This window comes from Phycobacter azelaicus (genome assembly GCF_014884385.1).
GTDB classification, from domain to species: Bacteria; Pseudomonadota; Alphaproteobacteria; order Rhodobacterales; family Rhodobacteraceae; genus Phycobacter; species Phycobacter azelaicus.
The window spans coordinates 2,622,849-2,646,254 of record NZ_WKFH01000003.1; the positions used below are offsets into that span (position 1 = coordinate 2,622,849).

24 protein-coding genes are annotated in these 23,406 nt (G+C 59.5%); 14 read left to right on the top strand and 10 right to left on the bottom strand.

Annotated elements, in window-relative coordinates:
- The first annotated feature begins 99 nt into the window (after nt 1-99).
- The 5 genes from proS to INS80_RS13740 all read left to right on the top strand — a co-directional run bounded on the left by proS (nt 100) and on the right by INS80_RS13740 (nt 5,037).
- Nucleotides 100-1,455: a proline--tRNA ligase gene (gene proS / locus INS80_RS13720; RefSeq protein WP_192966172.1), complete on the top strand. Its 1,356-nt coding sequence runs from the start codon at nt 100-102 to the stop codon at nt 1,453-1,455.
- Between the two features lie 150 nt (nt 1,456-1,605).
- Nucleotides 1,606-2,397 (top strand): hypothetical protein, encoded by a 792-nt coding sequence (locus tag INS80_RS13725; RefSeq protein WP_192966173.1) that lies wholly within the window; start codon nt 1,606-1,608, stop codon nt 2,395-2,397.
- A gap of 133 nt (nt 2,398-2,530) precedes the next feature.
- Nucleotides 2,531-3,817 (top strand): lipoprotein-releasing ABC transporter permease subunit, encoded by a 1,287-nt coding sequence (locus INS80_RS13730; protein ID WP_192966174.1) that lies wholly within the window; start codon nt 2,531-2,533, stop codon nt 3,815-3,817.
- Nucleotides 3,810-4,520, top strand: a complete 711-nt coding sequence (locus tag INS80_RS13735) for an ABC transporter ATP-binding protein (RefSeq protein ID WP_192966175.1) — start codon at nt 3,810-3,812, stop codon at nt 4,518-4,520. Before INS80_RS13730 ends, INS80_RS13735 begins: the two co-directional genes overlap by 8 nt.
- 97 nt (nt 4,521-4,617) lie before the next feature.
- Nucleotides 4,618-5,037 carry a c-type cytochrome gene (locus INS80_RS13740; protein WP_192966176.1) on the top strand — a complete coding sequence of 140 codons (420 nt, stop codon included), beginning with the start codon at nt 4,618-4,620 and terminating at the stop codon, nt 5,035-5,037.
- On the opposite strand, the gene INS80_RS13745 is transcribed toward INS80_RS13740, so the two are convergent.
- The 4 genes from INS80_RS13745 to parE all read right to left on the bottom strand — a co-directional run bounded on the left by INS80_RS13745 (nt 5,034) and on the right by parE (nt 9,302).
- A complete protein-coding gene (locus INS80_RS13745) occupies nt 5,034-5,714 on the bottom strand; it encodes a hypothetical protein (RefSeq protein ID WP_192966177.1) in 681 nt (226 codons plus the stop codon). The genes INS80_RS13740 and INS80_RS13745 overlap by 4 nt on opposite strands.
- 41 nt (nt 5,715-5,755) lie before the next feature.
- Entirely contained in the window at nt 5,756-6,160 is a 405-nt protein-coding gene (locus INS80_RS13750; RefSeq protein ID WP_192966178.1) for a PaaI family thioesterase, read from the bottom strand.
- 196 nt (nt 6,161-6,356) lie between these two features.
- The gene (locus tag INS80_RS13755) at nt 6,357-7,334 is read right to left on the bottom strand and encodes a COG2958 family protein (RefSeq protein WP_192966179.1); all 978 of its coding nucleotides are present in this window, start codon (nt 7,332-7,334) and stop codon (nt 6,357-6,359) included.
- Nucleotides 7,335-7,343: 9 nt separating this feature from the next.
- Nucleotides 7,344-9,302, bottom strand: a complete 1,959-nt coding sequence (parE, locus tag INS80_RS13760) for a DNA topoisomerase IV subunit B (RefSeq protein WP_192966180.1) — start codon at nt 9,300-9,302, stop codon at nt 7,344-7,346.
- A 145-nt stretch (nt 9,303-9,447) separates the two neighbouring features.
- Between parE and INS80_RS13765 the strand changes: the two genes are divergently transcribed.
- Nucleotides 9,448-10,863: a pyridoxal phosphate-dependent decarboxylase family protein gene (locus INS80_RS13765; RefSeq protein WP_192966181.1), complete on the top strand. Its 1,416-nt coding sequence runs from the start codon at nt 9,448-9,450 to the stop codon at nt 10,861-10,863.
- A 75-nt stretch (nt 10,864-10,938) separates the two neighbouring features.
- A complete protein-coding gene (locus INS80_RS13770) occupies nt 10,939-11,547 on the top strand; it encodes a carboxymuconolactone decarboxylase family protein (RefSeq protein WP_192966182.1) in 609 nt (202 codons plus the stop codon).
- A 24-nt stretch (nt 11,548-11,571) separates the two neighbouring features.
- On the opposite strand, the gene INS80_RS13775 is transcribed toward INS80_RS13770, so the two are convergent.
- Nucleotides 11,572-12,477 (bottom strand): alpha/beta fold hydrolase, encoded by a 906-nt coding sequence (locus INS80_RS13775; protein WP_439650944.1) that lies wholly within the window; start codon nt 12,475-12,477, stop codon nt 11,572-11,574.
- 135 nt (nt 12,478-12,612) lie between these two features.
- Between INS80_RS13775 and ppk2 the strand changes: the two genes are divergently transcribed.
- From ppk2 to INS80_RS13790, 3 genes are all read left to right on the top strand, one after another.
- Nucleotides 12,613-13,542, top strand: coding sequence for a polyphosphate kinase 2 (ppk2, locus tag INS80_RS13780; protein WP_192966183.1), 930 nt, complete (start codon nt 12,613-12,615; stop codon nt 13,540-13,542).
- Between the two features lie 74 nt (nt 13,543-13,616).
- A complete protein-coding gene (locus INS80_RS13785; protein ID WP_192966184.1) occupies nt 13,617-14,261 on the top strand; it encodes a DUF1007 family protein in 645 nt (214 codons plus the stop codon).
- A gap of 1 nt (nt 14,262) precedes the next feature.
- The gene (locus INS80_RS13790; RefSeq protein WP_192966185.1) at nt 14,263-15,225 is read left to right on the top strand and encodes a nickel/cobalt transporter; all 963 of its coding nucleotides are present in this window, start codon (nt 14,263-14,265) and stop codon (nt 15,223-15,225) included.
- Nucleotides 15,226-15,277: 52 nt separating this feature from the next.
- On the opposite strand, the gene INS80_RS13795 is transcribed toward INS80_RS13790, so the two are convergent.
- Nucleotides 15,278-16,567, bottom strand: coding sequence for an alpha/beta hydrolase family protein (locus tag INS80_RS13795; protein ID WP_192966186.1), 1,290 nt, complete (start codon nt 16,565-16,567; stop codon nt 15,278-15,280).
- Nucleotides 16,568-16,772: 205 nt separating this feature from the next.
- Here INS80_RS13795 and INS80_RS13800 point away from each other — a divergent pair, with 205 nt between their 5' ends.
- Nucleotides 16,773-18,125 (top strand): MATE family efflux transporter, encoded by a 1,353-nt coding sequence (locus tag INS80_RS13800; RefSeq protein WP_192966187.1) that lies wholly within the window; start codon nt 16,773-16,775, stop codon nt 18,123-18,125.
- Between the two features lie 11 nt (nt 18,126-18,136).
- Here INS80_RS13800 and INS80_RS13805 read toward each other — a convergent pair whose 3' ends face one another.
- On the bottom strand, nt 18,137-18,547 hold the full coding sequence (locus INS80_RS13805; RefSeq protein ID WP_192966188.1) for a hypothetical protein: 411 nt from the start codon (nt 18,545-18,547) through the stop codon (nt 18,137-18,139).
- Nucleotides 18,548-18,564: 17 nt separating this feature from the next.
- A complete protein-coding gene (locus INS80_RS13810; protein WP_192966189.1) occupies nt 18,565-19,767 on the bottom strand; it encodes a pyridoxal phosphate-dependent aminotransferase in 1,203 nt (400 codons plus the stop codon).
- Between the two features lie 100 nt (nt 19,768-19,867).
- On the opposite strand from INS80_RS13810, the gene INS80_RS13815 reads away from it, so the two are divergent.
- The 3 genes from INS80_RS13815 to INS80_RS13825 all read left to right on the top strand — a co-directional run bounded on the left by INS80_RS13815 (nt 19,868) and on the right by INS80_RS13825 (nt 21,130).
- Nucleotides 19,868-20,266, top strand: a complete 399-nt coding sequence (locus tag INS80_RS13815; RefSeq protein ID WP_192966190.1) for a helix-turn-helix domain-containing protein — start codon at nt 19,868-19,870, stop codon at nt 20,264-20,266.
- A 15-nt stretch (nt 20,267-20,281) separates the two neighbouring features.
- On the top strand, nt 20,282-20,554 hold the full coding sequence (locus tag INS80_RS13820) for a succinate dehydrogenase assembly factor 2 (RefSeq protein WP_192966191.1): 273 nt from the start codon (nt 20,282-20,284) through the stop codon (nt 20,552-20,554).
- A gap of 78 nt (nt 20,555-20,632) precedes the next feature.
- Complete coding sequence (locus tag INS80_RS13825; protein ID WP_192966192.1) at nt 20,633-21,130, top strand: MarR family winged helix-turn-helix transcriptional regulator; 498 nt, start codon at nt 20,633-20,635, stop codon at nt 21,128-21,130.
- A 390-nt stretch (nt 21,131-21,520) separates the two neighbouring features.
- Here the strand turns inward: INS80_RS13825 and INS80_RS13830 are convergent, their stop codons facing one another.
- Together INS80_RS13830 and INS80_RS13835 are read right to left on the bottom strand one after the other, a co-directional pair.
- A complete protein-coding gene (locus tag INS80_RS13830) occupies nt 21,521-21,949 on the bottom strand; it encodes a VOC family protein (protein ID WP_192966193.1) in 429 nt (142 codons plus the stop codon).
- Nucleotides 21,950-22,021: 72 nt separating this feature from the next.
- On the bottom strand, nt 22,022-23,395 hold the full coding sequence (locus INS80_RS13835; protein ID WP_192966194.1) for a tetratricopeptide repeat protein: 1,374 nt from the start codon (nt 23,393-23,395) through the stop codon (nt 22,022-22,024).
- Nucleotides 23,396-23,406 lie beyond the last annotated feature (11 nt).

Here is a 23,406-nt window from a genome sequence, read left to right on the forward strand (position 1 = left end):
AAAGGTCTCGGGCAAATCCGTGCGTGTACAAAGCCCGATTGCCTGAGGCGCGGGGATGGCTTAGACCGCTTGGAAACCCTTCGAACGAATGAGAGCGACATGCGCCTGTCCCGTTATTTCCTGCCTGTTCTGAAAGAAACCCCTTCCGAAGCCCAGATCGTCAGCCACCGCTACATGCTGCGGGCCGGCATGATCAAACAGTCCGCCGCCGGGATCTACTCCTGGCTGCCGCTGGGCTTCAAGGTGCTGAAAAAGATCGAAGGCATCGTCCATGAGGAACAGATGCGCGCGGGCCATATCCCGGTTCTGATGCCGACAATGCAGTCGGCGGACTTGTGGCGCGAGAGCGGCCGCTACGATGCCTATGGCGAGGAAATGCTGCGCATCACCGACCGCCATGACCGTGACCTCTTGTTCACGCCGACTGCCGAAGAGCTGATCACCGACATCTTCCGCAGCCATGTCAGTAGCTACAAAGATCTGCCGCTGACCATGTATCAGATCCAGTGGAAGTTCCGCGACGAAATCCGCCCGCGGTTCGGCGTGATGCGGGGGCGCGAGTTCTACATGAAGGACGGCTACAATTTCGACCTGACCAAGGAAGACGCGCTGCACGCCTATAACCGTCACCTGGTCAGCTACCTGCGCACTTACGAACGCATGGGCCTGCAGGCGATCCCGATGCGCGCGGACTCTGGCCCCATTGGCGGCGATGACACCCATGAATTCCTGGTTCTGGCCGACACCGGCGAAAGCGAGGTTTTCTATGACAGCGCCGTTACCGATATTCGCCTAGGCGAGCGGGACATCGACTATAACGATGTGGACCAGTGCCGCGCCGTGATGGAAGAATTCACTGCACTATACGCTCGCACTGACGAAACCCATGATGCGGCGCTGTTCGACCAGATCCCGGCCGAGCGTCAGCGCAGCGCCCGCGGCATCGAAGTGGGGCAGATCTTCTATTTCGGAACCAAATACTCCGAGCCGATGGGCGCAACTGTGCAAGGCCCCGATGGCAAATCCGTCCCCGTTCACATGGGTAGCCACGGTATCGGCGTGTCCCGTCTGGTTGGCGCCATCATCGAGGCGAGCCACGATGACAAGGGCATTATCTGGCCGGAGGGCGTCACGCCGTTCCATTGCGGGATCGTCAACCTAAAGCAAGGCGACGACGAGGCTGACGCGGCCTGCAACCAGATCTATGCTGCCCTTGTCGCCGCAGGTCTTGAGCCGCTCTATGATGACCGCAAGGAACGGGCAGGCGGTAAGTTTGCCACCATGGATCTGATCGGTCTGCCCTGGCGCATCACCGTCGGTCCGCGTGGGCTGAAAAACGGCGTGGTAGAAGTCACCTGCCGCCGCACCGGCGAAAGCGAAGAGCTGAGTCCGGAAGAGGCAGTGAAGAAGATCGCCAAGATTTATGAACCGCACACAGCAGGGCGCGGTTTCTAACTCACTTACACCTTTTCTGGGGGCATTTGACAAAAGAAAGCAGGCTTTTGGGCCTGCTTTCTTGCGTTTCGTCTTCACGCTTGACAGGCGGGCCTTGGCTCTGCTCAGATTTCTCCAATGGGTGGAAATGAGTGTGGAGGTGATACTGTTATGCGGTACTTGCTGATCATGTGCGCGGCGCTTGTGGCGTCAATGGCGCAAGCAGAGCCAAAGGCCGAGTTCAAGCGAACCCTGTTCCCTGTCGGAAAATACTTGGTCTTGAACGGCACAGTTTACCTGACCAAAGGCGCTGAAAACGTGTCTCGCCCAGGCCAAATGGGGCTTTTGACCGGGCGTCGCGGGTTGAGCGGAGGGCTGATCCAGAACGGTTTTGCAAATGTAACCACTCTGCAGAATGTCACCTCAAGTAACGGTTGGGTCTTCGAAATTGATGGAAAGGACCTGGCCAAGGTTTCGGTCGGGGGGACCGTGTCCAGCGGCGATGCCATAGAAACGCTGGACCTTGCAGCAGACGGAAACATCAGCCGAAACATGAATAAGAACGCCGCATACAAGGGGATTCTTCTTTATGCGGCTGACTGGGTCGAGGTTGATCGGCACATAAAGCGCCTTTGGGAAAGCGATACGGCGAGGAACTACCTTATCAACAATGATTTTCGCGTCGTCGACAGCGTGCTTTATGCAACCGGATACACCGGTGGCGGCCAGTTGAAGGTAGACGGAACAGCGAACCTAGACGGCTCCGGCGGCGGCGCTGTCGGCTCGGTCAAGGTGAAGACGACGGCCAATGCGGACAAGACTTATTCGATCAGCCTTGCCGATGACAGCGTGATCGCCTTCTCTGCCCGCCACCTGTGTTGGCGCGATGGCCAATTCGCGGGCACGGCCCCGGACGTGATCGGCGAAAAGCGTCCCAAATCCTGCCCTGCCTACGACGACTAGCCGTTTCTGCTGCATCAAGGTTTCAATCGGCGCCTTCTGGGCGTTCTGGTCGACTTCGGTAGCGCTTGCTTGACCCTTTTCACCGGCGGTCATAGGGTCCGGCTGAATTGAGGCGGCAAAGACCGGAGTAGCAATGGCCCATACACCGCCACCGTTTTCGCGTTTCGAATGGATGATCGCCTGGCGCTACCTGCGCGCGCGTCGGGCTGAGGGCGGTGTCAGCGTTATGACATGGATCAGCCTGATTGGCATCACCCTTGCGGTATTTGCACTGATCGCCACTCTGGCCGTGCGCTCGGGCTTTCGTTCCGAATTTGTGGGCACCATCCTGGGCGCGAACGCCCATGTGACGCTTTACTCCTATGGGGAAGTGACCGAGGACGGGCGTCTAGACCGCAAGATCGAGGATTTCACCGACATGGCCGCCCGTGCAGGCCAGGTCCCCGGCGTGATCCGGGCTGCGCCTCTGATCAAGGGGCAGGTCATGGCCAACCTGCGCCAGCGCAATGCGGGCGTCGAGGTGTTTGGGATCTCAGCGGCAGACCTGCAGGCCATTCCCGGAGTCGCGCAAAGTGAGGCTTTCTCGGGCGATCTGGCCCGCTTTGAAGAGGGGGTCGCCATAGGATCGGGTGTGGCTCGCGAACTGGGTGTGGGGGTCGGTGAAAGGATCAAGCTGATTTCTCCAAATGGCGTGAAAACTCCGTTTGGCACCAGCCCGCGCGTCAATGCCTATGAGGTGGTCTATATTTTCACCGCTGGCCGCTATGACATCGACCGCACGCGTCTCTACATGCCCTTCGCCGATGCACAGGCGTTCTTCAACCGCGAAGGTGCGGCGGATGAGATCGAGGTCATGGTGCAGGATCCCGAAGCCGTGGATCGCATGGTGGTGCCACTGTTGCAGGCGGCGGGGCAGGGGATTGGCGTCTGGACCTGGCGCGATACCTCGGGCGGGTTTCTGCGTGCACTTGAGGTCGAGGACAATGTGATGTTCATCATCCTGTCCATCCTCGTCCTTATCGCCACCATGAACATCGTTTCGGGCCTGATCATGCTGGTCAAGAACAAGGGACGCGATATCGGCATCCTGCGGACCATTGGCCTCAGCGAAGGATCCGTGATGCGGGTGTTCTTTATCTGCGGTGCCTTTACCGGGGTTATCGGCACGGTCTTCGGTGTGATCTTGGGGTGTCTGTTTGCGATTTATATCGATCCGATTTTCTCGTTCGTGAATTATGTCATGGGCGGCGGCGTCTGGGATCCCTCGATCCGGGGGATCTATGCTCTGCCGGCCGAGTTGAACCTGCCCGATGTCCTGTCTGCCGTGGCGCTGTCGCTGGGCCTTTCTTTTGTGGTGACGATCTTTCCGGCGCGGCGGGCCGCGCGCCTGAACCCGGTCGAGGCGCTGCGCTATGAGTGAGGATAAGACTGAGACACCTGCAGCGCTGGAGCTGAAAGGGATTTCCAAAGCCTACAATCGTGGCAGTGCATCCCAGGTGGATGTGTTGCGCGGCTTGGACCTGTCTTTGAACCCGGGTGAGGTGGTGGCGCTGGTGGCCCCCTCGGGCGCGGGGAAGTCGACCCTTCTGCATATCGCAGGCCTTCTGGACACACCGGATGCAGGCAGCCTGTCGATCGCGGGGCAGGAGGTAATAGGACTTGGTGAGGGCAGCCGAACTTGCCTCCGCCGCCGGGATATCGGCTTTGTCTATCAGTTCCATCATCTGTTGCCGGAATTCTCTGCCGCTGAAAACATCATCTTGCCGCAACTCGCCAATGGGGCCAGCCAGAAACAGGCAATGGTTCGCGCCAAAGAACTACTGGAGCTTGTCGGCCTGTCCGCACGCTCGGCCCACCGTCCAGCAGAGCTTTCGGGCGGCGAACAGCAGCGTGTTGCCTTCTGCCGGGCGCTCGCCAACCAGCCCAGTATTTTGCTGGCGGATGAGCCCACGGGCAATCTGGATCCGGGTACATCGGATCAGGTGTTCGAGGTTTTGATGAATCTCGTGCGCAGCTCAAATCTTGCGGCCCTGATTGCCACCCACAACCTTGAGCTTGCGGCCCGGATGGACCGTGTGCTGCGCCTGGAAAACGGCGTCGTCACTCAGGCCGATCCCGTCTGACCTTTACCCATGCGGGCGGTTTACGCTTCCGGAAGAGGTGGATAGACTTGACGGAAAAGATGCGAATTAACCGATCAAACCGGCAGGAGCGAGCCTTATGAATATCACCCGAACCCTCGTTGCCCTTCCCCTTGTTGCCGGGCTCGCAGTTGCCTGCACTGAAGTTGTGAACAGCATGCCGACGCCTGAAGAAGGGCAGGCGATTTTTGATCGAAACTGCGCGCTCTGCCACGGCAGCAATGCCGATATTGCGGCCCGTGATACCTCGATCAAGGCGCCTGATTTGCGCCGGATCACGGCCCGCCATGGCGGGGAATTCCCGCGCGCCAAGGTGATGTCGCAGATTGACGGATACGGGCGCGGCAAGGTCGGCGCCGATAGAATGCCCGAGTTCGGAACGCTTCTTGAAGGGGAGCTGATCCCGGTCGAGGTAAACGGCACCCTGACTCCCACACCACGCCCGCTGGCAGCGCTGATGACCTACCTTGAGAGCATTCAAGCCGAAGGCAAAGGCTAGCCGCAGATCCCGCGCAGGTCGGCGTCCTTCCAGGGCAGGTAGACATCGCTTTGACGGCGCTTGGGCAGATCCGAGACCGGCATCACCTCTTTCAGCATGGCATGCAGCCGCTTGGTGCGCGCGCCCTGCGGCGCCAATGCGCGGCAGCAGACGTATTCCTCGACAATGGCGCCTTGCTGTTCGTAGCCGTAGCTGAGGAAATCGGGACTTTGATCCAATTCGAACAGATAGGGATCGGGGTTGCCGCTGTGCTCGGCGGCGGCGAGCAGCGGCGTATAGCCGGTACGCGTGCGGTTCTGCCATTGCCAGACATGGGTCATCTCATGGGCCAGCAGCATCGCCTCCACCAGATAGAGCCGCTCCGGGTAGGCGGGCAGGTAATCCTCTGTGTACCAGTCGCTGATGAACAGGATCCGGTTGAAGACGGTCATCGCCGCCGGGGAGGAGGTGACGCGTCCTTCCTTCACCGGCGGCAGGATGCGTTCGCGGCAGGCGATACGCGGGCGCGCTTTGCGATAAAAGGTGCGGGTCGGAACCGGGGCGCCATCCACGATGCGCACTTTCTCCATCTGCACATCTTCCCCGTGGATATCCGACAGGAAGGCGCGTTCCTGCGGGGTCAATTCGCGCCCGCAGGAGGTGAGGATCAGGGCAATCAGGACAAGGCGCAGGATCATGGCATCACGCTAGCGCAGCAGGCGCGGGCTGCATAGCGGTGTTACGCGGCATAGAAACTTGCGGTGGCGGTGGCGACCAGCTTGCCGCTGTCCTCTTCGCTCATCTCGGCGCGGGCAAAGACCAGCGATTTCCCGGCCCGCACCACCATGGCGCGGCAGAGGATCGCGCTGCCCACACCGGGGCGCAGGAATTGCGTGTGCAGATCCGTTGTCGCCAGCGCCCGCACGGCTCCGTTGTGGGCAAAGGCCGCCAGCACCATCGAGGTATCGGCCAGCGCCGCCAAGGCTTGGCCTGAGACGATGCCGCCCATGCGCGCAAGGTTCGGTGTCAGCGGCATGCGCAGGGTTGTTTCCTCTGGGCTTGCCTCGGTCACGGTCAGATCCAGCGCCTGCACCCAATCGGCAAAGCCTTCGGCCAGAACGGACTGCAAATCCTGTGGGGTCATGGACGTCTCCCTGTTTTGGGCGAGGTTAGCGGTAGGTAGAGGCAATGGAAACGGGCAATTGTGACCTGCGTGAAACACCTGCTTCAAGACGCACGGTTTGCAAGGTGGCCTCTTGGGTCGTGAGGCGTTAGCCGCACGGCCCGCGCCTGACCTTCCCGTCATGCCGGAGGCATGCTTTCAGCATGACGAAGGTGCTTCACGCCTTCCCAAGGTCAGGCGCGGGCCTTCTGTCCAGGTCGTGATGCCATACCGAGCTAAGGTGATCGCCAGTTTGATAGAATTGACGGATTAGTCGAATATAATCTTTAAAGTCTTTGTTTTGCTGAACTATTCTGTTTACTGTTCCCCAATCGACGTCAGTCCTTGCTCTAGCAGGCAGGAGTATTTCGCTGGACGAAAAGTCTTCTGGGTCAAACTTAATGACTCCGATTCCGTGTAGTCCGGAGAGAAGGCGTAACTCGCTAAGCGTATCACCGCCATGAAACTCTACAGCCACTAAATATCCAAAGTTGGCCCAAGAAGAGTTGCTAACAGTTTGAAAGAATGCCTCGCGAAGGTTACTTCCATTGATCTTCAGTTTAAGTTCAAATGACCAAAGGTTGGTTTTCTTGTCGGAGTACTCTTTGGCGCAATCAATGACCTCTCTGTCCCATGCCCGACTTAGATCTTCCATGCCAACTAAGTCCGGAAATAGCCACTTGTTTCCAGACATCCCCCTGTTGTTGCATGATTTACGCTCGTCTATTCGCTTGCTTAGAACGCTTAGCTCATCTCTGAGGTACCTTCGGAAAAGTGGGTAGAGATCATGCTCACTCAACGCACTGTTCGCGTTGGAACTCGGGCTATCTGACGGATTTAGGAGGTTGCCTGAAACCTCTTCTTCTTCAGTTTTTGAAGAGTAGAAGTATTTTCGAGGTCTGCCTTCGGTCGTCCTTACACCGTGCCTTTTTTCCAATCGCGAACGCTGTGCCCCAATTTCCGCCACAATCTGTTGAAGCATTGCTTCTGGAGTATTCAATGGGACTTTTCTGGCGTTGCTAGACAAACGCTTTTTCTCGGTTTCGTCTGGGTAAGTGCGCACAATCCAATGAGCAATTTCCCTTGCTGTAAAACGCTCTTCTGGATTTTCCTTAAGAAATTGAGGAACAAACTTTGTAATACTAAAGTTGCTCATTTTGCCCCCTCAAACATCCAGCTCCTCCACGAACTTCGCGTTCTCCTGAATATACTGGAACCGCAGTTCGGGTTTCTTACCCATCAGACGCTCGACCAGGTCGCCGGTCTCGCCCGGTTCGTCCTCGTCAATCGTCACCCGGATCAGCTTGCGGGTCTTGGGGTCCATGGTAGTTTCTTTCAGGTCCTTCGCATCCATTTCGCCCAGACCCTTGAAGCGGCTCACGTCAATCTTGCCCTTGCCGCCGAGGCCCTTTTCCAGCCAGGCATCGCGCTCTGCCTCGTCAAGGCAATAGACCCGTTTTGCCCCTTGGGTCAGGCGGAACAGGGGCGGGCAGGCGAGGTACAGGTGGCCGCCATCGATCAGCGGGCGCATCTGGGTGAAGAAGAAGGTCATCAAGAGCGAGGCGATATGCGCGCCGTCCACATCCGCATCGGTCATGATGATGATCTTGTCATAGCGCAGATCATCGAGGTTGAACTTGGTGCCAAGGCCAACCCCCAGCGCCTCGCACAGATCGCTGATCTCCTGGTTTGATCCCAGCTTGTTCGACGCCGCGCCAAGGACGTTCAGGATCTTGCCCTTGAGCGGTAGCAGCGCCTGATATTCGCGGTTGCGCGCGCCCTTGCCCGATCCACCGGCCGAGTCGCCCTCCACGATGAACAGCTCGGTGCCTGTGCGGTCTTTGGAGGTACAATCGGTCAGCTTGCCCGGCAGGCGCAGCTTCTTGGTGGCGCTTTTGCGCTGGGTTTCCTTCTCCTGCTTGCGGCGCAGGCGTTCTTCGGCGCGGAGAACAAGGAAATCAAGAATGGCGCCTGCGGATTTTGTGTCGGCGGCCAGCCAGTTGTCGAAATGGTCGCGGACCGAGTTTTCCACCATGCGGTTGGCGGCCTCGGTCGAGAGGCGATCCTTGGTCTGCCCCACAAAGGCCGGATCGGCGATGAAGCAGGACACCAGCGCGCAGCCCCCGGTCAACAGATCATCGCGGGAAATCTGGCCTGCCTTCTTGTTGCCGACCAGCTCACCATAGGCCTTGATGCCCTTCAGGATCGCGGCCCAGAACCCAGCGACATGGGTGCCGCCCTCGGGCGTGGGAACGGTGTTACAGTAGCTTTGGATGAAGCCGTCGCGGGTGGGGGTCCAGTTGATCGCCCATTCCACATAGCCCGGCTCGCCGAATTTCTCACGGAACTCGACCTTGCCCGCAAAGGGCGCATCGGCATAGGTGGTGGCCTTGCCCAGCACCTCGGACAGGTAGTCCTTCAGGCCGCCGGGGAAGTGGAATGTGGCCTCCTGCGGGGTTTCGCCGTCATCAATCGCGGATTTCCAGCGGATCTCAACCCCTGAGAACAGATAGGCCTTGGAGCGCACAAGGGTGAACAGGCGCTTGGGCTTGAAACGGTGGTGCCCAAAGATCTCTTCATCCGCGTGGAAGGTCACCGATGTGCCGCGGCGGTTGGGGGCCGCGCCGACCTTTTCGACCGGCCCCTGCGGGATGCCGCGCGAGAACCGTTGTTCGAACAGCTCTTTGTTCTTGGCGACTTGAACCACCATCGAATCCGACAGGGCGTTCACAACGGACGAACCAACCCCATGCAGACCGCCCGAGGTCTGGTAGGCCTTGCCGGAGAATTTGCCGCCTGCGTGCAGGGTACACAGAATGACTTCGAGTGCGGATTTATCCGGGAACTTGGGGTGTGGGTCGATCGGAATGCCGCGTCCGTTGTCGCGGATGGTGACCGAGTAGTCTTCGTGCAGCTCCACCTCGATCCGATTGGCATGGCCAGCGACCGCCTCGTCCATGGAGTTGTCGAGGATCTCGGCGACCATGTGATGCAGCGCGCGTTCGTCCGTGCCGCCGATATACATGCCGGGGCGCTGACGGACGGGTTCCAGCCCCTCCAGCACCTCGATCGAGGAGGCGTCATAGGTTTCGGCGTCAGGCGTGCTCAGAAGATCGTTGGCCATCTTTGTCGGGCTGCTCTTGGTTGCTTTTGGTTAAGGGGCATTATGGCAGGTGTCAGCGCCGCGGGGAAGAGGGGGAGAGGTCTTGTGGATAAGCCTGCGCCGATGTGCCATGTAGTCTGCAACAGGCGATGGGAGAGGCGCGCGAATGACAAAAGGGAACGATCTGGATCCACAGGATTGGGCGGCTTTCCGGGCCGCGGCGCATCGCATGCTGGAGGCCTCGCTCGATCAGCTTCAGGAGGTTCGGGATCGTCCCTGGCAGCCTGTGCCGGATGATCTGCCGGAGCGATACCTGATCGGGCAGGGTGGTGATCTGGTTGGCCGTATCGAGCGGGATGTGCTGCCTCACCACGGCGGCAATATCCATCCGCGCTTCTGGGGCTGGGTGCAGGGCTCCGGGCTGGCCTCTGATCTGATCGCGGGCATGGCGGGCGCTGTGATCAACGCAAATGTTGGCGGGCGGGATCATGGTGCGGTCTACATGGAGCGCGCGGTGATCGACTGGACCCGAGGCAAGATGGGCATGCCCGAAGGAGCGAGTGGTGTTCTGACCACGGGGACCTCGCAGGCGACGGTGATCGCCTTTCAGGCAGCGCGAGTGCGGGCGCTGCCTGATGTGCGCAAGACCGGGCAGGGGGCTGTGCAGCTGACGGCCTATGCCGGTGTGGGGGTGCATAATGCGACCCGCAAGGCGTTGGAGTTGATCGGTGTCGGGGCCGACAACCTGCGTCAAGTGCCGCTGATTAACGGGCAGATGGATGCGGAGGCACTGTCCCGGATGATCGCGGCTGACCGGGCTTCGGGGGGCGTGCCTTTCCTGTTGGTGGGAACTGCGGGGTCTGTTGATCTGGGTCTCTTTGATGACCTGAATGCGCTTGCGGATCTCGCTGCAGATCACGGACTGTGGCTGCATGTGGATGGGGCCTTTGGCGCCTGGACGCGGATCGCGGATGACCCTTGGCGGGCCTTGAGTGACGGGATCAATCGCGCCGACAGTATCGCGCTTGATTTCCATAAATGGATGTATGTGGGCTATGACTGTGGCCTTGTTCTGATCGCGGATGAGGCAGCGCACCGCGCCGCCTTTGCCGCGCGCCCGGCCTATCTGGAAGGGGCCGAAAGCGGCCTTGCCGGGGGCGATCCCTGGTATTGCGACTATGGGATTGACCTCTCGCGTGGCAATCGCGCGCTCAAGGTCTGGTGCGCGCTGGAGGCCTACGGGGAGGCGGCCTTTGCCGCAGCGATCACGGGCAATTGCGCACTTGCCCGCGTCATGGGGGAGGAGGTTCAGAGACATCCCAATATGGCCCTTGGCGCTGATGTGGTCTCAAATATCTGCGTTTTCACAGCGCGTGTAGACCTTTTGCCAGAAGAACAATCGCAGCTAAACAGCCGGATTGCACGACGGTTGCAGGAAACCGGCGAGGCGGTGTTTTCCACTACGCGCGTGGGTGCCGTGACGATGTTGCGGGCCGCCATAACCAACCATCGCACGCGACAGGAAGACATTGTTGCGGCCGTCGATGCGGTGGCCCGGATGGCTGCCCTGCCGTCAATTTGATCTGATCTGGAGCCGAAGGCTCTGGCGCTGGCGGGGATCCTGTTTAAGCTGCGTCGAAACCATGGGAGGACATACATGGCCTGGATCGAAACCATTCCTTTTGCCGAAGCCACCGGCAAGCTCAAGAAGCTCTATGATCGCGTCACCGGCCCGGACGGCAATGTCGACAACATCATGATGGTCCACAGCCTGCGTCCACATTCCATGGAGGGCCATATGGCGATCTACAAGAACGTACTGCACCACACCGGCAATGCAGTGCCAAAGTGGTTCCTGGAGGTGTTGGGGGTCTGGGTCTCTTCGCTGAACGACTGCGCCTATTGTGTCGAGCATCATTTCGCCGGGCTGCAGCGTTTGCTGGGTGATGAGGCGCGCGGGCTTGAGATAAGAGCGGCCATCGAGGCGCGCGATCCTGATGCCGCTCCGCTCGATGCGGCGCAGAAGGTGGCGATGGCCTATGCCCGGAAGCTTACACTGGTGCCAGCCGGTGTGGAGCAAGCCGATGTGCAGGCCCTGCGTAATGCCGGTTTCGATGATGGCGAGATCCTCGAGATAAACCAGGTCACAGCCTATTTCTCCTACGCCAACCGAACGGTCCTAGGGCTTGGCTGCTCCACGAAGGGAGATATCCTGGGGCTCAGTCCTAACAACTCAGAAGATCCTGAGGATTGGGGGCACAGGTAAAGACCCGCTGCCGGTGGGCGTCCCTCACACCGTTTGAGCCGTCCAGCGCAAGATGACTTCTGCCAGTGCCTGCGGCTTTTGATGATGCAGCCAGTGATCGCATCCCTGGATCTCGGTGCGGGTCAGCTGTGGTGCAAACTCTTCCAGCCCTTCGGTTGCTTCCAGCAGAAGGGCCGTGTCATTTGCGCCCCAAACCAGCAGGTGCGGTTGTGGCACATGCAACCGCTGGAGCGGCAGGTCCGGCATCGGGATCGGCGCGCCCGGAGCCGCGATCTGCAGGGGCGATGCGCGATACCAATTCACCATGCCGCGCAGCCGACCCGGGCGGGACCATTCGGCCTGATACCGGGCCAGCCGATCCCCCCTGAGCCAGCCCAGATCCATGTTTGTGGAAAACAGGGCGCGCAGGCCCGCGAACTCATCTTTCTTCAGGCCCGCTTCGCTGCCCTCTTCGCGAAGTGCAAGAATATACTGAGAGGCCGCCGCTTGAGCGCCGCCCGACGCCAATGCGCGTTGAAACGGCACCGGATGCACTCCGTTTGCGATGATCAGCCGAGAGACCAATTCCGGACGGAACATCGCCAGCCCATAGGCCACCGCCGCGCCCCAATCGTGGCCCAGTACGGTCACGGGCGCCTTGCTTTCGGCGATAAGGGCCGCCATGTCGGCCACAAGTTTCGAGGCAGCGTAGTCGCCCACCTTCGGCGGCGCCCAGCTTTGGCCGTAGCCCCGCTGGTCGGGTGCAATGCAATGGAAATGATCACACAAGTGCTTTGCCAATTCTTCCCAGGCGCCGCCATATTCGGGAAATCCGTGTAGCATGAGCAAGGGCGGCAGGGCAGGATCTCCCCAGCGCCTGATGAAGAACGGCTTGCCGTTCAGCGTGATAAAACCGGCCTGCATGCTGCGTTCCTCCCTGCTTTGCTCCATGCTGTTCATGCTGTTGTTTGCAGGCAAGTGCTTCGCAGCGTCACTTGGGGATATCGGCCGAGCTTGATACAGGTCAGCGCGGCAGGGCGGGAAACCTGATACCCTACTTTTCAGTTTTTCTGATTGGAGTAGCCCATGTCGACATCCGCCCCCGAGCCTCAAGCGACCATCAACGGACAGCACAGCCCCGCGGCAGGGACCGCACCCAAAACGCCTGGCCCAGAAGAGATTCGGCGTGCCTTTGAAAGCGGGAAGTACCCCTATGCCCGCAAAATGGCCCGTAAAGCTTATGAAGCAGAGAAAGCCAAGCTGCAGGCGGAGCTCCTGAAGGTGCAGCACTGGGCACTTGAGACGGGCGAGAAGTTCGTGATGTTGTTCGAAGGGCGCGACGCGGCGGGCAAAGGCGGGACGATCAAGCGCTTTACCGAGCACCTGAACCCAAGGCATGCGCGTGTGGTGGCTTTGAACAAGCCAACAGACGAAGAACGCGGCCAGTGGTACTTTCAGCGCTATTTACAGCACCTGCCCACCAGTGGTGAGATCGTGCTTTATGACCGCTCCTGGTACAACCGCGCCGGGGTGGAGCGGGTAATGGGATTTTGCGAGCCCAGCGAATACCTGGAATTCATGCGCCAGACACCGGATCTGGAGCAGATGCTGGTGCGCTCGGGTATCCGGCTCTACAAATACTGGTTCTCGGTGACGCAGGATGAGCAACTGGCTCGTTTCAAATCGCGTGAGACAGATCCGCTGAAGCAGTGGAAGCTCTCGCCGATCGATAAGGCGTCACTGGACAAATGGGATGACTACACCGAGGCCAAGGAGGCGATGTTTTTCTACACTGACACGGCCGATGCACCTTGGACGGTGGTGAAGTCAAATTGCAAGAAACGTGCCCGCCTGAACTGCATGCGGCATTTCCTGAGCACGCTGGACTATCCTGGCAAAGACCTTGAGATCGCGAAGGAGCCGGATCCACTGATCATCGGTCAGGCCCATCATGTGATCCATCGCTCGGATCATATCCTCGGCAAAGCCCTGCACCCGGATGCCCGCGTGCGCTGACTTTCGCCGTCTGGACACGGTAGACACCGGCCGCGCACTTGCCGCGCGGCACGAGTGGGGCTACACCCTTTTTCATGATGAACCGCATTGCCTTCCTGGCAGGGCTTGCCCTTTTGGCCGGTGCGCCTGTGAATGTGCAGGCGCATCCGCATGTGTTCGTCGATACCGGTCTGGCACTCAGCATTGATGCGCAGGGGCGGCTTGAAGCTGTCGAGGTTACTTGGGCCTATGATGATTTCTACTCGCTCCTTGTGTTCGAGGATCTGGGCCTTGATAATGATATGGACGGGCTGCTGAACACCGCGGAGTTGGGATTGCTCAAGGGCTTCGATCTCAACTGGGTGGTCGGCTTTGAGGGTGATATCTACCTGCGCCGTGGCGATACTCCGATCTCCCTGCTTCCTCCCGAGCATATCTCGACCGAGGTTGTCGACGGGCGGATCATCACGCGCCACCGTCGACCGCTGGCGGGTCCAGTCAGCGCGGATGGTGTGGTGATCAAGGCCTATGATCCGACCTACTATACGGCCTACACCGTCAATCAAGGCGTGACTGCCGGAGGCGGCTGCGATGTCGACATCACCCCGCCGGACCTTGACCGGGCCTACACCCTGGTGGAAGAGCTGCTTTATGCCATGCCTGCTGATCAGGCCGAAGAGGCCTATCCCGAGGTCGGCGCCGCCTTTGCCGATACGGTCCATGTGATCTGCGGGAGCTGAGATGCGGAACCTGACAGCGGGGCTAGCCCTTATCGTTATCGCAGTGGCGATCTGGCTTTGGGGCTTTGGCGGGGCACAGGATGTGGCGCGCTGGGCTGCCGAAGGGCAGCGTGAGGCGCAGAACGCTCTGGCGCGCGGCCTCAGAGCGCTAAAGTCGGGGCAACCGGGCGCTTTGCTTTCGCTCCTGTCCCTGTGCTTTGCCTACGGTTTCTTTCACGCTGCGGGGCCGGGTCATGGCAAGTTGGTGATCGGCGGATATGGGATCGGCAGGCCGGTTGCCCTCGTGCGTCTTGCGGGGCTGGCAGTGGCCTCTTCTCTGGCACAGGCGGCTACGGCTGTGGTGCTGGTGGCCGGTGGCCTGGTTCTATTGGACTGGAGCCGGGAGCGCATGACGAATGTCGCCGAAGAGGTGCTGGCGCCCCTGTCGTACGGTCTGATCGCCTGCCTGGGCCTTTATCTGGTCTGGCGCGGCGGGCGGCGGCTCGTCTCCTTGCGTCAGTCAGCCAGCACGCAAACCGGGCAGGCAGATCACTCAGGCTGCGACCACAGCCATTCGCATGACCACCATCACCATGATCACCATCACAACGAGGATGGCGCCTGTCCGACCTGTGGGCACCGCCATGGGCCGACGCTTGAAGAGGCCGCTCAGGTGCACGGGCTGCGCGACGCGCTGGCCATCATTGGCGCCGTTGCCATGCGTCCCTGCACCGGGGCTGTCTTCCTGCTGTTGGTAACCTGGCGGATGGATGTTCTGCCTGCCGGCATCGCCGGAGCCTTTGCCATGGGGCTGGGCACGGCAAGCGTGACGGTTGCTGTCGCCGTCGCCTCGGTCTTTTTGCGCGAAGGTGCATTGCAGAGGATGGAGGGGCGCGGTGCGCTCGCACTTGCGGCGGGGCTTGAGCTGCTCGCAGGGGGCGTGATTGCTGCGCTGGCGCTGCAGATCATGCTGCGCGCGCTATGAGATGAACCCCGCCGTCGGCTGATGCAAAAGCCGCGGCAGGGTTTCGCTGCGGTTATTCGCCTTTGCTCAGCGTCTCAAAGGTGAGCCCCTGCGCTGTACGCGGTGCAAAGCCTTTCCAGTAGCTGTGACCGGCCTGTTCCTTGCCTTCATCGTTCACGTCGATGACGCCATCGGCAGCGCGCTCAATGAGATCAAGATAGGCAGCCTTTTCGGCATCGCCCTTGAGGTGCAGATCCATATAGGCGGAGGCGAAATGCTGGGTGATATTGTTCATCCTGTTGGTGTCCCAGACCGGATCCGCGTAGTGTTCGAAGGGTATGAAATCGAGCGTATCCGATGGTGCCCAGCTCTCGATCGGGGCGGGCATCGGGGCGGCGGCATTGTGATTGGCCGCTTCAAAGGTCAAAAGGTGACGGTTGGTGTTGACCATCCCTTCAAATATTTGACGCATGGCCGGATATTTCGACACATCGTCCACGCTGCCTGCCATCATCAGGACGGGTTTTTCAACGCCCGCGAGACCGGCTGCATCCCAGAAACCTGTGTTCATGCCCCAGGGACCGATCGAAATCACCGCCTTGACACGGTCATCCATCAGCGCTGCGTGGCTTTCGGTCCCGGCCATGTTGCGCTTCAGCAGACCCGCAGGCGTGCCCCAGCTGTACTCTGTGGAGGCTTCGGTCACTCCGGCGCCGGCAAAAACCAGCGCGCCATAGCCGCCCATGGAATACCCGATCACCCCGGTTTGAGAGGTGTCTGTGATCTCGCCCAGGGGGCCCTCGAGCGCCGCCATCTGGTCAATGACGAACTTCTGATCCAAGGGGCGGTTCAGAAGGGTTGATCCAAAGGCACCCTGATCCGAATAGGTGCTGTCGGTGTGGTCGATGGAGACTGTGACGTAGCCCTTGGAGGCCAGATTCTCGCCCAGGTGTGACATCAGGAAACGGTTGCCGGGATAGCCGTGCGAGATCACCACCAGGGGAAAGCGCTCTCCAGTGGCCGGATCGGCTGCACGGGCTGCACGGCCGTGCAGAGTTGTCGGGGTGCTGCCATCGCGCAGCACAGTTTCATAAGTGCCGCCCTCAGGGGTGCCAGGGGCCGCAGGATACCAGACCTCGACCGTGATCGGGCGATCATACAGCGGCTGACTTTCGTTTGTGGTGTTCAGAATATCGTTCTGACCGGGGTTCACGAACTCCAGCGTTTGAACGCCGATGGGGTAGGTGCCAAAGGCCGCCAGTTCCGGTGCGTCTGGGCGAATGCGGTCGATCCGATTTTCCGCTACTGCCGAGCCAGCGGCCACGGAGGCGGCAAGGCCCACCAATGCAATCTGTTCGCGCATGAATGTTCTCCTCTCCAATCAATGAAGCAACGGTAGCCGCTACGCGCCGCTTGTGTAGTGAATCTTGTGCGAATTCTTGGTGACACTGCGTCATTCCGTGCAAACGCCCGGAGGCCGGGAGCTGGGCGAGGAGCGATCCAATTTTGGAACGTGGCCTATTGCCAGACTAGCCCGCCGGGCCTAAGGCGGATCCATGGAGACCATGATGACATATCGTGAGCACGCTCGAGCCGTCGCTGTGCTGGGGCTACCACTTATCGGGGGGCATGTGGCCCAGTTTGCGATCAGCATGACAGACACCATCATGCTGGGCTGGTACGGTGCGGAAGAGCTTGCAGCGGTCACGCTGGCAAGTTCTTATTTCTTTGTGTTCTTTATGCTGGGTGCCGGGTTTGCCTTTGCGGTCATGCCATTGGTGGCAGCAGCGGCCGGTGCGCGCGAAGAGCGCCAGATTCGCCGTTCGACTCGCATGGGGCTGTGGCTATCGCTGGCCTACGGTGTGATTGCGCTACCTGCCTTGTGGTATTCAGAGCCGATACTGTTGATGCTGGGACAGAAACCGGGCGTGGCATTGGATGCCTCGGTCTATTTGCGTCTTGCGGGGTGGGGATTGTTTCCGGCCCTTCTGGTTATGGTCCTCAAGTCGTACCTTGCCGCGCTGGAGCGCACGCAGGTTGTGCTGTGGGTCACGGTTCTGGCCGCAGTCATAAACGCGGTGGTCAATTATGCACTTATCTTTGGCAATTTCGGTGCGCCCGAGATGGGGATCAAAGGGGCGGCGCTGGCCTCGATCCTGACCCAGAGCATTTCGCTGGTTGCGGTGCTGATATACGCGCTGCGGGCGCTTGCCCAGCATGAGCTGTTGCGCAATTTCCATCGCCCCGATTGGGAGATGCTGCGGGAGGTGTTCCGCCTTGGTCTGCCAATTGGTCTGACCAATCTCAGCGAGATCAGCCTGTTCACCGCCTCGGCGATGATGATGGGGTGGCTGGGCACGGCGACGCTGGCGGCCCACGGTATTGCCATTACACTGTCGGGGCTGACCTTTATGGTGCATTTGGGCCTGTCCAATGCGGCGACGATCCGGGCGGGCAATGCTTTCGGTCGCAATGACAGAACGCATCTGGAAAGCGGAGCCAAGGTTGTCATTGCGCTTTCACTGATCATGGCAGTTCTCACGATCGTGCTGTTCCTTGCAGCGCCGGGTCCGCTGATTTCCCTGTTCCTAGCGCCGGATGACCCTGACAAGCCACAAATTCTGATCATCGGCGCCGCGCTTTTGGCGGCGGCGGCCCTGTTTCAGCTGATGGACGGGATGCAGGTCGTGGCGCTGGGCCTGTTGCGCGGCGTTCAGGATACAGGCGTGCCAATGGTCATTGCAGCCCTCAGCTATTGGGCGGTGGGGATCCCAGCGTCCTACCTGTTTGGTTTTACATTTGGCTGGGGAGGCGCGGGAGTCTGGTACGGGCTTGCCTTGGGGCTGAGCTGTGCTGGTTTCTTTTTGCTGATGAGGTTTTGGCGGAGATCTGTTCGCAAATTGACGCCTGCCGCCTCATAAGGCTTTCCGTTCTAGACCTTGCGGTTCTTTGTCAGCCGGTCGGCCTTTTTGCGCACTAGCACGCTGCGCAGATCGTGCATGGCCATCAAAAGCGCATCTGTCACTTCTTCGAGTTGCTCTTCGCTTGCGCGGCTTTGCACCCAGTGGGCGGTGAGGTTCAGATGGTCCACTGCCCTATGGATGTCGTCGATGTCGCGCTGCGCCAGCACCTTTGTACGCTGTTCCATCCAGTCTTTGATCTCTGCTAGATCACGGGGGCTGAGTTCCCTGTCGCCGTGGGCGCGGATCTCTCCGTTGCGGATGTTGACGACGGCGATCTGATCCATATCGATCCGACGTTGGCGGTTTTCCGTGTCCACCCGGAACACGAAGGCACCGTTTTCGCGAACGCGGAAGTAATACTCTGGCAGCGCTACGGACATGGTAGAGGTCTCTCAGTTCAGGTCAGGCTGTCGCAGAAGCTCTTGATCCGGTGGCATGCTTCGGTCAAGGCTTCGTCCGAGGTGGCGTAGCTGATGCGGAAATTCGGCGACAGGCCAAAGGCGGCGCCAAAGACCACCGCGACATCCTGCTCTTCCAGCAGCGCTGTGGCAAAGGCTTCGTCATCGCTGATGACGGTGCCCTTGGGCGTGGTCTTGCCGATCAGCCCCGCGATGGACGGATAGACGTAAAAGGCGCCTTCGGGTGTGGGGCAGGTGATCCCGTCGATATCATTCAGGGCAGCAACCACCAGATCGCGGCGCCGTTTGAAGGCCACGTTGTTTTCGGCAATGAAATCCTGCGTGCCGTTCAGCGCCTCAACCGCCGCCCACTGGCTGATCGAGCAGGGGTTGGAGGTGGACTGCGACTGCACCTTGCGCATGGCGGCAATGAGCTGCTCCGGGCCTGCGGCGTACCCGATACGCCAGCCGGTCATGGCATAGGCTTTGGAGACACCATTACAGGTGAGCGTGCGCCCATATAGGCCGGGTTCAACCTCGGCAGGGGTGCAGAATTCGAAACCGTCAAAGACCAGATGTTCGTACATATCATCGGTCATCACCCAGACATGGGAATGACGCATAAGCACATCGGTCAACGCTTTGAGTTCGGCACGGCTGTATCCGGCGCCGCTCGGGTTCGAGGGAGAGTTGAAGATGAACCACTTCGTCTTGGGCGTAATTGCGGCTTCAAGCTGCTCCGGCGTCAGTTTGAAGTTGTTCTCAAGTGTAGCTTCGACTGCAGCCGGGGTGCCACCCGCCAGAAGAACCATGTCCGGGTAGCTGACCCAATAGGGCGCGGGGATGATGACCTCGTCGCCGGGGTTGAGGGTTGCCATCAGTGCGTTGTAAAGCGTCTGCTTGCCACCGGTGCCGACCGAGACCTGCTTGGGGGTATAGGTCAGCCCGTGATCGCGCTTCATCTTGGCGCAGATAGCTTCTTTCAACTCGGTGATCCCGTCAGGAGCTGTGTATTTTGTCTTGCCTGCTGCGATGGCCGCGACGGCGGCGTCCTTGATGTTCTGAGGGGTGTCGAAATCCGGCTCCCCGGCACTCAGACCGATCACGTCGCGGCCCTGCGCCTTCAGCTCTGCCGCTAGCGTGCTAATTGCGATCGAGGGTGACGGTTTTACACGAGAAAGCGTTGCTGACAGGAAAGACATGGCGAAAGAGCCTCGGTTTGAATGTTGTTGAGAACTGTCATAGGGTGCGGCCAATTCGCGATCAAGCGGCAACGCCCCGATCATTCAAGGGAGAGCCAAAATGGCCGATGAAACAACAGACTGGTTTGGTCCGGAAGCCGCCACATTTGGCGACAGGGTCGCTGCCGCGCGGGAGGCTGCGGGTATGAACCAAAGCCAGCTGGCACGGCGTCTTGGCGTGAAGAAAAGCACGCTCATGGGCTGGGAACAGGACCTCTCGGAGCCGAGGGCGAACAAGCTGTCGATGATGGCGGGCTTGCTCAACGTCTCGATGAGCTGGCTTCTGACCGGTGAGGGCGACGGCATGCCCGAACCGGGCGATCTGGAATTGGAAACGGGTGATTTTTCTTCTGTGCTGAGCGAGTTGCGCGACCTGCGCGCTGACTTGCGTGCCAGCTCCGAGCGGGCCGCGCGGCTTGAGAAAAAGCTCCGCACGCTGTTGCAAAACGCTGCTCAATAAGGTGAAGCGATTCTCATGAACGAACGCACGAACAGCCTCGAAACCCGTGAAAACCGTCTAAAACGGCTTCGGATGCGATCCATGCGGCGGGGTATCAAAGAGATGGACATTCTGCTCTCTGCTTTTGCGGACGCCAACCTGGACAGCATGGACGAGGCCAGGATCGATCTGTATGACCGCCTGCTTCACGAGAATGATCAGGACTTATATCAATGGGTTACGGGGCAAGTTGCTGCGCCGGATCCGTTCGCGGAGCTTATACACGACATCGCACAAACCTACCAATAATCATAAAAATTCAGCTTAACTGATTTTTCGGGAATTGTCGGCATTCTGTGTCTCAGCAAATTCGAGTCGGAGATGCGAATGAGTATGGAAATGCCTATTGGCCAGCAGGACCGTAAAGGGTTCATGACTGGCTACCTTGAAGCCCTGGCTTTGGTGGAGCGTCTGCATCGCCTGTTGCTGGATGTTATCAAGGATGAATTCGAACGCGTTGGCGTTCTGGAAATCAATGCCGTGCAGGCACTGCTTCTGTTTAACATCGGCGACAACGAAGTCACCGCTGGGGAACTGAAAACGCGTGGTTACTACCAGGGCAGCAATGTAAGCTACAACCTGAAAAAGCTGGTCGACATGGGTTACATGCACCACCAGCGCTGCGAGATCGACCGCCGGTCGGTTCGCGTACGCCTGACACCGCGAGGCCGGGAAATCCGGGATATCGTGGCCGGGCTGTTCTCTCGTCATGCCGAAGGCCTTGAAGGCAAGGGCGTGATCAGTGGACAGGGGATCGAAGACATCACCACTGCGCTGAAACGCGTGGAACGGTACTGGTCTGACCAGATCCGCTATATCTACTGACAAGTTATCACAGGCCTGTACGGCAGAATGCCCGGCTGCAGCAAGAATTGCTGCAAGGTCTGCTCAAAAGCGTTTGGGATCGGAACGCCCACGAAACCAGAAGCCTTTCGTTCCGACTTGAAGAATTCAAGATCCAGAACTGCATCGCGCGTGGACAACAAGACCGTGCAGGCGTTCTGACACCGGCAAGAATGCCTCTTCCCGAAAAATCAACCTTGCAAGGACCGCATCATGGCTGACGCGCAGTTGGCCCGTGGGCGTTGGCGTGACTTTGCGCGGAAAGCTCCAGCGTATCGGTGCGGTTGCAGCATTCACATCAAAAATGCGGCCCCCAATGGGAGCCGCTTCTTTGTTGAGAGCTATGCCCAAGCCAGTGCGGTGACGTTGATATCACCAGTGACCGGTGCTTTCCATGCTGGCCCAGGGCTCGGCGGGCGCGAGCGCATCACCGTTTTGCAGCAGTTCGACCGAGATGTTGTCGGGGGAGCGGATGAAAGCCATGCGGCCGTCGCGCGGCGGACGGTTGATGGTGATGCCGTTGTCCATCAGGTGCTGACACACCTCATAGATGTTGTCGACGCCATAGGCGAGGTGGCCAAAGTGTCGGCTGTCGCTGGGCAGACCCTCGTCGCCGTCCCAGTTATATGTCAGTTCGATCGGAGCTTCCGGTTGGCCCGGCGGCGCCATGAAGATAAGCGAAAACCGCCCCTCTTCACTGTCATAGCGACGGGTCTCTTCAAGGCCCAGCAGCTTGTAGAAGGCCATGGATTTCTCCAGATCTTTCACGCGGACCATGGTGTGCAAATAGGTAAGGGGCATGTGGCTTTCCCTGCTTTGATCATGTCTTGAAAGGAGACTAAGCGTGCGTTTCGAAAAGTCGAGGGGCTATGGTCAAAAAGCGGACTGAATACCGAAGTTCACACCGAAACGATTGGATTCGAACAGGCCGATATTACTGTCGACTTTTGCCGCCGTCATGCTGAGCGTCGGATTGAAGCCGTAGTAGTCGATCTTCTTGAAGGTCAGAGAGATGTCCGCTTGATAGTAATCATCGTGTCGGCCGTCGGGGCTGTGTGGGGAGACATCGTAGTCCCTCACCCGTCCCCAAAGACCAAAGCGTGCAACAGCACCGAAAACCGGCTTTCCGAGGGTCAGCTGGGTTCGAAGGCCGATTTCCTGGAATTCATCCGAGGCTCTGTTCGAAGTAGCTCCGGCCAGCGACAGGTTGGTCCAGAGCGTTGCGCCCGACGCCAGCTTGAAGCTGTAGGAAAGATCCCCGCGTGATGTGTTCTGGTCGCTGGTTGCCACGCCATCCTGAATTTCGTGTGACAGGCGCGCGTTTATTCGTCGGCCACGTTCCAGTTTGTAGCTTTGCCCGGCAGACAGACGCAGGAACCGAGCATATTCTTCGCCGCCATACCAGCTTTGCCCAAGATCCACTGCAACGCGGAATTCACCATGCCGGTCCAGGTTGATCCCTTTGAGCCCATAGCCGACCTGGTAGGAGGTAAAGGCGAAATCGTTTCCTTCTGCGCCAGGCGCCTGTGCTTTGGCATCAGATGACAGCGTGTAGGTGCGCGAAGTCAGCGAGAAGGCCAGATCATGAGCGCGCGTTTCCGTTTGGTGAAAGCGATATCTGGATCGGATGCCCAATTCGTACTCGATCCCGGACAGGGCTTGTTGTGTACCGCCCAGTTGATATTCGACAGGTTGGCCGAGCAGAAGTTCCGACATTCGGTAGTTCAGAAATGAAGAACGCTCCGAGGATCCGTTGTTGATATTGGATTCCGGTGACACGGAAAACGAAAACCGGTGAAGCCAGGGGCTGGTTGCTCTGAGATAGCGAAAATCCCGTACAGCGCGGCGCTCAAGCCGCTCGTCCGGCGCATGTTCGACCGCGCGGCGCAGCCAGAACTGGGCCAGGGTACGCTGACCGCCCGAGGAAAGCGCCTGAGCCGTGATGAGGGCGGCTGCGTATTTCTCTTCATCCGTTTCCGAAAGGGACCAAGCGCGTTTCGCCGCCTTGCGCGCCAGCGTGTAGTTGCCAAGGTCGCGCGCGGCGCGTGATCTGATCAACAGGGCAGAACGGTCGTGCGGATCTCGTGCGATCAGAGCATCCGCCAGCGCCATTGCCTGTTGGGGATTTCGCAGGCGCAGCAGATCTGCGGCGGCCGTGCGCATTTGTGATGGCGTCAGCACGGCCTTCTCGTCGGAGGTGGCACTGGCCGTGCCCGTACCAAGGCAAGGGAGCAGCGCGCAAAGCATCAGCGCGGCTC

Excerpts from the sequence above, each read along its gene's own strand:
- proS (WP_192966172.1), top strand. The coding sequence starts at position 100 with ATGCGCCTGTCCCGTTATTTCCTGCCTGTTCTGAAAGAAACCCCTTCC.
- INS80_RS13725 (WP_192966173.1), top strand. The coding sequence starts at position 1,606 with ATGCGGTACTTGCTGATCATGTGCGCGGCGCTTGTGGCGTCAATGGCG.
- INS80_RS13730 (WP_192966174.1), top strand. The coding sequence starts at position 2,531 with ATGGCCCATACACCGCCACCGTTTTCGCGTTTCGAATGGATGATCGCC.
- INS80_RS13735 (WP_192966175.1), top strand. The coding sequence starts at position 3,810 with ATGAGTGAGGATAAGACTGAGACACCTGCAGCGCTGGAGCTGAAAGGG.
- INS80_RS13740 (WP_192966176.1), top strand. The coding sequence starts at position 4,618 with ATGAATATCACCCGAACCCTCGTTGCCCTTCCCCTTGTTGCCGGGCTC.
- INS80_RS13745 (WP_192966177.1), bottom strand. The coding sequence starts at position 5,714 with ATGATCCTGCGCCTTGTCCTGATTGCCCTGATCCTCACCTCCTGCGGG.
- INS80_RS13750 (WP_192966178.1), bottom strand. The coding sequence starts at position 6,160 with ATGACCCCACAGGATTTGCAGTCCGTTCTGGCCGAAGGCTTTGCCGAT.
- INS80_RS13755 (WP_192966179.1), bottom strand. The coding sequence starts at position 7,334 with ATGAGCAACTTTAGTATTACAAAGTTTGTTCCTCAATTTCTTAAGGAA.
- parE (WP_192966180.1), bottom strand. The coding sequence starts at position 9,302 with ATGGCCAACGATCTTCTGAGCACGCCTGACGCCGAAACCTATGACGCC.
- INS80_RS13765 (WP_192966181.1), top strand. The coding sequence starts at position 9,448 with ATGACAAAAGGGAACGATCTGGATCCACAGGATTGGGCGGCTTTCCGG.
- INS80_RS13770 (WP_192966182.1), top strand. The coding sequence starts at position 10,939 with ATGGCCTGGATCGAAACCATTCCTTTTGCCGAAGCCACCGGCAAGCTC.
- INS80_RS13775 (WP_439650944.1), bottom strand. The coding sequence starts at position 12,477 with ATGGAGCAAAGCAGGGAGGAACGCAGCATGCAGGCCGGTTTTATCACG.
- ppk2 (WP_192966183.1), top strand. The coding sequence starts at position 12,613 with ATGTCGACATCCGCCCCCGAGCCTCAAGCGACCATCAACGGACAGCAC.
- INS80_RS13785 (WP_192966184.1), top strand. The coding sequence starts at position 13,617 with ATGATGAACCGCATTGCCTTCCTGGCAGGGCTTGCCCTTTTGGCCGGT.
- INS80_RS13790 (WP_192966185.1), top strand. The coding sequence starts at position 14,263 with ATGCGGAACCTGACAGCGGGGCTAGCCCTTATCGTTATCGCAGTGGCG.
- INS80_RS13795 (WP_192966186.1), bottom strand. The coding sequence starts at position 16,567 with ATGCGCGAACAGATTGCATTGGTGGGCCTTGCCGCCTCCGTGGCCGCT.
- INS80_RS13800 (WP_192966187.1), top strand. The coding sequence starts at position 16,773 with ATGACATATCGTGAGCACGCTCGAGCCGTCGCTGTGCTGGGGCTACCA.
- INS80_RS13805 (WP_192966188.1), bottom strand. The coding sequence starts at position 18,547 with ATGTCCGTAGCGCTGCCAGAGTATTACTTCCGCGTTCGCGAAAACGGT.
- INS80_RS13810 (WP_192966189.1), bottom strand. The coding sequence starts at position 19,767 with ATGTCTTTCCTGTCAGCAACGCTTTCTCGTGTAAAACCGTCACCCTCG.
- INS80_RS13815 (WP_192966190.1), top strand. The coding sequence starts at position 19,868 with ATGGCCGATGAAACAACAGACTGGTTTGGTCCGGAAGCCGCCACATTT.
- INS80_RS13820 (WP_192966191.1), top strand. The coding sequence starts at position 20,282 with ATGAACGAACGCACGAACAGCCTCGAAACCCGTGAAAACCGTCTAAAA.
- INS80_RS13825 (WP_192966192.1), top strand. The coding sequence starts at position 20,633 with ATGAGTATGGAAATGCCTATTGGCCAGCAGGACCGTAAAGGGTTCATG.
- INS80_RS13830 (WP_192966193.1), bottom strand. The coding sequence starts at position 21,949 with ATGCCCCTTACCTATTTGCACACCATGGTCCGCGTGAAAGATCTGGAG.
- INS80_RS13835 (WP_192966194.1), bottom strand. The coding sequence starts at position 23,395 with ATGCTTTGCGCGCTGCTCCCTTGCCTTGGTACGGGCACGGCCAGTGCC.